At 58.0% G+C, this 7194-nt stretch carries 7 protein-coding genes; all 7 read left to right on the top strand.

Annotated features, from left to right (window positions below):
* Window positions 1–204 precede the first annotated feature (204 nt).
* Window positions 205–327 (top strand): hypothetical protein, encoded by a 123-nt coding sequence (locus MR935_RS07560; RefSeq protein WP_290572422.1) that lies wholly within the window; start codon window positions 205–207, stop codon window positions 325–327.
* A gap of 20 nt (window positions 328–347) precedes the next feature.
* On the top strand, window positions 348–1490 hold the full coding sequence (locus tag MR935_RS07555; protein ID WP_290572420.1) for a hypothetical protein: 1143 nt from the start codon (window positions 348–350) through the stop codon (window positions 1488–1490).
* A gap of 14 nt (window positions 1491–1504) precedes the next feature.
* Window positions 1505–1684 carry a hypothetical protein gene (locus MR935_RS07550; protein ID WP_290572418.1) on the top strand — a complete coding sequence of 60 codons (180 nt, stop codon included), beginning with the start codon at window positions 1505–1507 and terminating at the stop codon, window positions 1682–1684.
* A 203-nt stretch (window positions 1685–1887) separates the two neighbouring features.
* Window positions 1888–2040 carry a hypothetical protein gene (locus MR935_RS10805; RefSeq protein ID WP_331670825.1) on the top strand — a complete coding sequence of 51 codons (153 nt, stop codon included), beginning with the start codon at window positions 1888–1890 and terminating at the stop codon, window positions 2038–2040.
* 279 nt (window positions 2041–2319) lie between these two features.
* Complete coding sequence (locus tag MR935_RS07545; RefSeq protein ID WP_290572416.1) at window positions 2320–2547, top strand: hypothetical protein; 228 nt, start codon at window positions 2320–2322, stop codon at window positions 2545–2547.
* A 417-nt stretch (window positions 2548–2964) separates the two neighbouring features.
* Window positions 2965–3390: a flavodoxin domain-containing protein gene (locus tag MR935_RS07540; protein WP_290572414.1), complete on the top strand. Its 426-nt coding sequence runs from the start codon at window positions 2965–2967 to the stop codon at window positions 3388–3390.
* A 198-nt stretch (window positions 3391–3588) separates the two neighbouring features.
* Window positions 3589–6948 (top strand): hemoblobin-interacting domain-containing protein, encoded by a 3360-nt coding sequence (locus MR935_RS07535; protein WP_290572412.1) that lies wholly within the window; start codon window positions 3589–3591, stop codon window positions 6946–6948.
* Window positions 6949–7194 lie beyond the last annotated feature (246 nt).

Genomic DNA, 7194 nt, shown 5'->3' with positions numbered 1-7194 from the left:
GCGCTGGTAACGGCCCAAGGAGCCATCCTCCCGGAGGGCGTAAACCAGACTGTCACCATAGATGGAGGTTGCCTCCATACCGATGGTCACTTCGCTGAGCTGGAGTTTGTCCAGCGCTGACACGATTCTCTCTGAAAGTATGCTTACCGGTCATGGGGGGATTACAGCAACGGACCCGGTCTCACAGGTGTGATTGCGCTGGATATGGAGTATGATTACAGCGAAAATAGTTCCACATACACGCTGCACCTCACGGAACTGGGCGGCACGCCCTTCATCGGGGAGCGGACGGGAGACACCACGGCTCTCGGACAGACCTTTGGCTGAGGAGACGAGAGGAGAGAGACATGAACAGAGAACAAAAGCGATTGGTTTTTGCCTTGCTGCTGGCAGCTATGCTGCTGACGGCCATGACGGCCTGCGCTGCTCCATCGGAGTCCAGCCGGCCTATCGCCGAGTCGGAGCCACCCGTCGAAGGCACATCGGAGCCTCGGCTTCCGGACGATCAGCCTTCGGAGTCCGGCCAGCCCTACGCTGCCCTTGTGGAGCGTTTTTACACCTTGGTGTCCGATCCCTACGGCTTTGAGGACATCGCCGCATACGGGGAGTTCGGCGTCATCGAGGCGGCCAGAGCCATGGAGGACAAGGCGCTGGACGCACTGGGCTATACCATTGAGGATATCAGCGGCGACGGGGTTCCGGAGCTGGTGGTGGGTACCCTGCCAGAGCACGGTGGGCAGGTCAATGCGGTCTATACCCTGGTGGACGGCCAGCCACAGTTCGTCTTTGAGGGCTGGTACCGCAGCAGCTATTCCTATCTGGGGGACGGCCGCTTTTTCTACTACGGCTCCAGCAGCGCGTCAGAGACCGGCCGGGGGTTCTATACCCTCACCAGAGACGGGACGGCGCTTACTTGCGAGGAGTTCTACTTCATCCATGCCGTGGATGGGGACGTTTCGGATATCCGCGTCTATTACAACACCACCGGCAGCTGGGATATCGCAGTGTCCAAGGAGACGGAGCTGTCCCCAGAGGGATTCTGGGCGTGGGAGCCGCCCCACCATGCTCTGCCGCTGACACCCTTTTCCAGCTATGCGGCAGAGCATACAGCCGGAGGGCCGGTGCGCGTACAGTGGGCCGAGCTTCAGCTGCCGGGAATCGCCGGTTACGAGGAATTTGCTGCCGATGACGGAGAATACGCCGCAGACGTCCTTTTCGCAGCCGGGCGCGCCGTGACGGATTTTGAGCTGATACGGCTGACCATCCGGGAGGTGTATGATGATGGGACTTTCTCCTATGCTGCCGAGCCGGTCTATTCGCTGGAGCGTCTGACGCCGGAGCAGCCCCTGGTGGTGCGTATGGCCTTTCCCGGCGACATACCCGCCTACGGCATTTCCTATGTGGATGAATCCGGGGACGGGATGACGCACCACTTTGCGGTCGAGATCAGCGGCGAGGACGGTTCGCTCCTGCTCCGGGAGATCTACTGATCTGAAAGCACGATTTGAAACAGACCAAAAACCCGATGAAAAAACGTACAAAATTCCTGAGCGTCCTGTTCACCCTGGTGATGCTGCTGGGCATGGTCCTGGCTCTGGGGACTACGGCATTCGCTGCCCGAAATACGTTTTTTATGCATGTCGGGGAGAACATATTTGTTAATTGGGACATAAAGGCTGCTTGATTGAACTTTACGGATGGTATGACCGATAAACTTGGAGTTTTTCATGGCGGCATAGCCAGATTAGAAGCATTGTGCCATGGTCTCATGCAGTGCCCAGAAACATCCTCACCAGTGAGAAATACATCGGTGACGCCCTGCTGTAAAAGACCGACATCACCAACTGCAGCAGCAAGAAGGTGAAAAAGAATCAGGGCGAACGTCCGATGTACTATGCAGAGAACAATCACCCTGCCATCATTCCCAGAGACATCTATGACAAGGCGAAGAACGAAATGAGCCGACGTGCTAGCAACAGAAAGGTCATGCAGAAGCACGGAAAACTGAGCCGGGTAAATATGCCGGGAAGTACGTGCTGACGGCGCTTCTGGTCTGCGGCGAGTGCGGTGCCCCCTACAAGCGGGTGACATGGAGGCAAAACGGCAAAAGCGAATCGTCTGGCGGTGCGTGTTACGGATGGAATACGGCACATAGTACTGCCACCACTCTCCAAGATTGGATGAAGAAAAGCTGCACATGGCGATTTTAGCCGCCATAAACGGGTTCGCAGCCGTTGAGCAGAAGATTTGCCCCGCGGTTCAGCAGCTGGCGGAAAACGCCAGACCGGGCTTGCCGCCACCGACACATCCCTGATGAGCATGAAAAGACGGATACAGGAGAACGGCCGTGAGCAGAACGAGTTGTTAGATTGTCTGCTGGAGAACATGAATAACGCAGAACCCAACGCCAAAATGCAGACGCTGTCGGATGAGCAACAGACCCCCAAGGAGCAGGTGGAGGCGGCACAGCAGACGGAGAACACTCTCCGAGAGCCGCCGAATGTGCAAGAGCGTTCGGTCTCACGCCCGTGGCTTCATAGAATTTGACAAAGAGCTTGTCCGCGAGAGAATGTGTACAAATATCCGTGCGATTGCATTCAGGTAAAGCACGGTACCATTTTCTGCGCACTCATTGGAACCACAGTGGAAGTGTGTGCTAAACCTACTACGGGCGCACGAGACCCAGAAGGGGGTGGCAGGCATAGGGAATGCCCGCGGTCTTTTGGCCGGGATCGAGCTTGCTGCCGCAGCCTGTTTAATAAATGCGGCAGGCAGGTCTTGACAACGCCTTGGTCTTTTGATATAGTAACAGCATGAGTTAGCTTGAGCTAACTAAAATCTGCCGCATATCTGCGGCCTTGCTTCAGCCGGTGCGCGCGGTGGCTGCCGCGCACCGGATGCACTTCGATTATCCGGCTCATTGAGCTGTATAATACCACTTTTTATATGAAAGGAAAGAGAATGATGAACAAAATTGCAATCGTGTATTGGAGCGGCACTGGTAATACGGAGCTGATGGCAAACTGCATTGCGGAGGGTGTGCGGGAGGCCGGGGGTGAAGCCGTCCTGATGGCACCGGGCGAGTTTTCCGCCGACCGCTTTCACGAATACAGCGCCGTTGCCTTCGGCTGTCCCTCGATGGGCACGGAAGTGCTGGAGGAAGGTGAGTTTGAGCCGATGTTTGCCGGTGTGGAGGGTTCCTTGGGCGGCAAGCGCATCGCGCTGTTCGGCTCTTACGGTTGGGGAGATGGGCAGTGGATGCGTGACTGGTGCCAGCGATGCAGCTTGGCCACTCTTTATGACGAAGAGGGTTTGATTTTACAGGAGACGCCGGACGCGGATGGACAGGAAGCCTGCCGCGACCTGGGACGCGGCTTGGCCAAGTGGTAAAGTCGACTGGATGGCTCAAACTGTCAGTGTGGGTTAGCGTCAGATAACTTGCGTGCTTGTCGGTGTGGATGACATGTAGAATGCTGAGAAGAGGGTGGTAAACAGCGGTGAGAATAGACAACGGGTGGTTTTGCGGCGGAAGCTGCGTGCTCAGAAGTATGGGTTAGCAAATGCTAATTAACAAAAGGGAGGAAAGACATGACAATAAAAGGCAGGATGCTGGGCGTAGTGGTTACGGCCGGCATGGTGCTCAGCATGGTCTCTGGCGCTGCTGCGACAGACGGAATCAGCGGCCACTGGGCGGAGAATGCACTGAAGCAATTTATTGAAAAGGGTTATTTTAGCGGTGATGGGAACGGCGACTATATGCCTGACGGTATGATGAGTCGTGCGCAGCTTGCTGCGACGCTGAACCGCATCATGGACTACCAAACGGAGAGCGACGATATTGCCCGCTGCACGGATGTTCCCGCGGATGCGTGGTATCGCGCGGATATGGCCAAAGCGCTGGCAGCGGGTTATATGAGGGGCACTTCGGCTGATACGATGTCACCGGAAGAACCCGTGACACGGGAGCAAGCACTTGTGATGATTGCGCGTGTCCTCGGCTTGCAGGAGGCAGACCCTGCGCTGCTGGACAAATTCAGCGATGTGGGAGAAATATCGGCCTATGCTAAGGGCGCGCTGGCTGCCTTGGTGCAGGCCGGCTATATTACCGGCAATGCAAATGGACAGCTACAGCCGAGAAAGGCGTTGACCCGCGCGGAGGGCGTCAGCGCGCTGAGCCGCTCGTTCAACGCGCAGATCAACAGCAGTGGTGCGGCAGAGCCGGCAAACAGTGCTTTGACAGCGGAGGCACCCGTACCGGGAGGTAACGCACCCGTGGGTTCCTCTGCGGGGGGCGGTTTGCCCTCGAAGGGGTCATCGGGCGGCAGCTCGTCCTCCGGCTCGTCGGGCGGCAGCGCATCGTCGGGCGGCTCGTCTTCGGTGACGGCGGCAGCTGCGACGCTGGTCGACGAAAAGCAGACCAAGCTGGTCAAGCTCGGCTGGATCGAGTATGTTGCCATCACGTTTGCGGAGGGTTACAGCAAGGAAAGCTGCACAGTCACTGTGGACGGCGTGGACGTGACCGCAGCGTTGCAAAACGTTACCACAGACGGCAGCATTGCCAAGTGGGAGGTCACCGGCATAGACCCGGCCAAACTGACGGTGCACAGCAAGAGCGACCCCGCTCAGACACAGACCGTAATACTCAGCAACAACCCCAACCCGGCGCGGCCGGCCGTCGCGGCGGCGCCTACCGCGCCTGCATACCTTTTAGCACATGGCACGGCAAGCGTGTGGGACTATCATCTGACAAACTATGATGCGAGCGGTCAACCGCGTGTCAGTCCTGCGAGAACTACCTTTGCGCTGGACGGTACAAGCACTGCGGCGCACAGGAGCTATTCACCGGATGCGGTACTGAAGCCGGCGGATAACAGCTATGGTGTATCCGGCGAGGTCGAGATCCTGTTCAACTACAATACCGACGCAGAAAAGGCGTGGTTTGATAGCATTGCGGAGACCGGTGCGCTGCGGCTGCTGCAATACGATGAACGGCTGGCTTTGATCAACGACAAGCTGAGCTATACCAAGGAAAGCGGTGTGGCACATGGCAAGAACACAGTAGGCAGGCTGACTATCCCGCTGCCGCAGAGCAATTTCTATTCAAACGGCCGTTATTATGTATCGGTGGCGGGAAGCGATACCGCGCTGGTGTCCATCCATGTGGTCAATGAAACCGTGCCGTCCATGCAGCTCAAGGAAAGCGGTGCGATCATGCCGGGCAAGAATGTTCACTTCAAGGTTTCCGGCATGGTATACGGAGTGACGATGCCGATAGAGTGCGTCACACTGACCGATCCGTCGGGCGAGACGAGGGAGCTTGTCAAGCTGGATGATTGGTATCTGATCGGTGATACCTTCGTGCTTTACAACGATGTGAACAACAACACGCCCCAGCAGGGCGTTTACACAGTGACTGCCTATTCAAACGGCTTTCAGCCGATGAGCAAGTCGTTCACCGTTACCGGCAGCACGGCCACGCTGTATCAGGATATCCTGCGGGTCGACGCGGTCTCGCGCGCGACGACCGGCGGCAGCACAGGCAGTGGGGAGAGCGGCAGCGGCGGCAGCGGAACGAGCATGACGGTCGACCTGCTGTTTAACGCCGATCTGCTGACCAATGCATTGATTTTAAATGACATCGGTGTTGACTGCGCGGCGGCGGCCGGCATAGCCAAACGCTGGCAGAGCGATGTGATCGTCGACGCCGTGTTTGACGCGCGCGGAGCGGTCTATTATGATTGGACCGGCTATTACACTGCGGTCAGTGACGCGCGGCTCGAAGGCCGGTATCTGACCTTTGCCGATTATGCGGCGTCCGACAAGGCATCCGTTACGCCGAACCGCCCCTATGCGGTCAGGGAGGTGTTGGAGGACAACCTGCTGGGTGCAGTGCAGCATAACGGCGGCCATACCGGCTTGACGCCGCCTGCGTTGGCGCTGGACAGCGGCGCGCAGCGCGTGCCCGAGGGCAGTGACGCAGTGCTGGTCGGCGACGGCGAAAATTGGGAAGATTATTTGCGCAGTATTACGGCGATCCATGTCAATAGCGATTGGCAGCCGCTGCCGACAGACCGGTATTCGACCGAGGGCGGCAAGCTGATGATCGGCAAGGAGGCGCTGACGCTCGGCGAGAACCGTATCGAGATCAAGGCGACGGGCTATAAGCGTCTGGTGCTGGGTGTGGCCTATGAAAAGGCGATTGAGCAGGGACTGTCGCTTACGGTTACAACCGAGCAGCGCGCGCGCAAGGCGGGCAGCGACATTGTGCTCAGCATCACCGGCTCGGCGGGCGATTTCCTGAATGGCCTGCAAAGCGTGACACTCAATGATCGGCAGGTTCTGACCGCGGGACAGGGCGGCTCGGCGGCAAACGACTATTATGAGGTGAGCGGCGATAAGCGGTCGATCACGCTGAAGGGCGGATGCTTCCGGACGGCAGATTCGTACACGGTCGTGCTGCGCGCAGCGCATTATGACGAGCTGCGCGTTACCTTCTCGGTGGCTGAGGCCGACCCGCTTCCACCAGCGGCGGCCGCTGCGGTGCCTGCGCATACGGTCGTATGTACAAAGCAGCTGTTTGGCGACCGCTATCAGTTTACCTTTACGGCGGCTGGCGCGGCCGATCAAAGCGCGTTGGAGAGTTGGATCAATGCGATTTCCGGCGTGGCAGTTAACAGCGTGCCCTGCGGCAGAAGTGATTACAGTATGGGAGCGACAGACCGGTATGTGGCGGTGGCGACAAGTGGCTTCAGAACCAATGCCGTCAACACGGTCGTTATCTCCGCGGAGCAGTATGCGGATCTGGTGCTGACGGTGACGCTGGACGCGGCCGGCAGCCCGGTGAAAAGCAGCTCGAGCGGTGGGGATGACGGGCAACCCAGTGTTTCCGGCGGTAACCCGGCGACGTTCGGATTTATGTCAAATCATGAACTGATACGGTCTTATTGATTATCCCCCGACAGCCCCGCCCCGCAAAATATTTCCGAAAAAAATTTCCGCAGCCCTTATGTTTTTGTTTCGTTTACCGAAAATATAAATGAACGGTTCAAACACCGGGGCTTCAAACAGTCTGCGCAGGCTGGGCGAAGCACAACCCCGCGCTAAGCCCTTCGGGCAGTCCGGCCGGATGGCCGAACGGCAAGGCGCACCCACCTACATGCCGGGCAAGCAAGGACGCTGCGCCCGCGAAAATCT

This window comes from Agathobaculum sp. (genome assembly GCF_022775115.1).
Lineage (GTDB): Bacteria > Bacillota > Clostridia > Oscillospirales > Butyricicoccaceae > Agathobaculum.
The sequence above is the reverse complement of the archived record's forward strand: the minus strand, read 5'-3'. Positions and strand labels throughout refer to the sequence as shown.

Coding starts and splice junctions, on each gene's coding strand:
- MR935_RS07560 (WP_290572422.1), top strand. CDS start 205: ATGGAGTATGATTACAGCGAAAATAGTTCCACATACACGCTGCACCTC.
- MR935_RS07555 (WP_290572420.1), top strand. CDS start 348: ATGAACAGAGAACAAAAGCGATTGGTTTTTGCCTTGCTGCTGGCAGCT.
- MR935_RS10805 (WP_331670825.1), top strand. CDS start 1,888: ATGTACTATGCAGAGAACAATCACCCTGCCATCATTCCCAGAGACATC.
- MR935_RS07535 (WP_290572412.1), top strand. CDS start 3,589: ATGACAATAAAAGGCAGGATGCTGGGCGTAGTGGTTACGGCCGGCATG.
- MR935_RS07540 (WP_290572414.1), top strand. CDS start 2,965: ATGAACAAAATTGCAATCGTGTATTGGAGCGGCACTGGTAATACGGAG.
- MR935_RS07545 (WP_290572416.1), top strand. CDS start 2,320: ATGAAAAGACGGATACAGGAGAACGGCCGTGAGCAGAACGAGTTGTTA.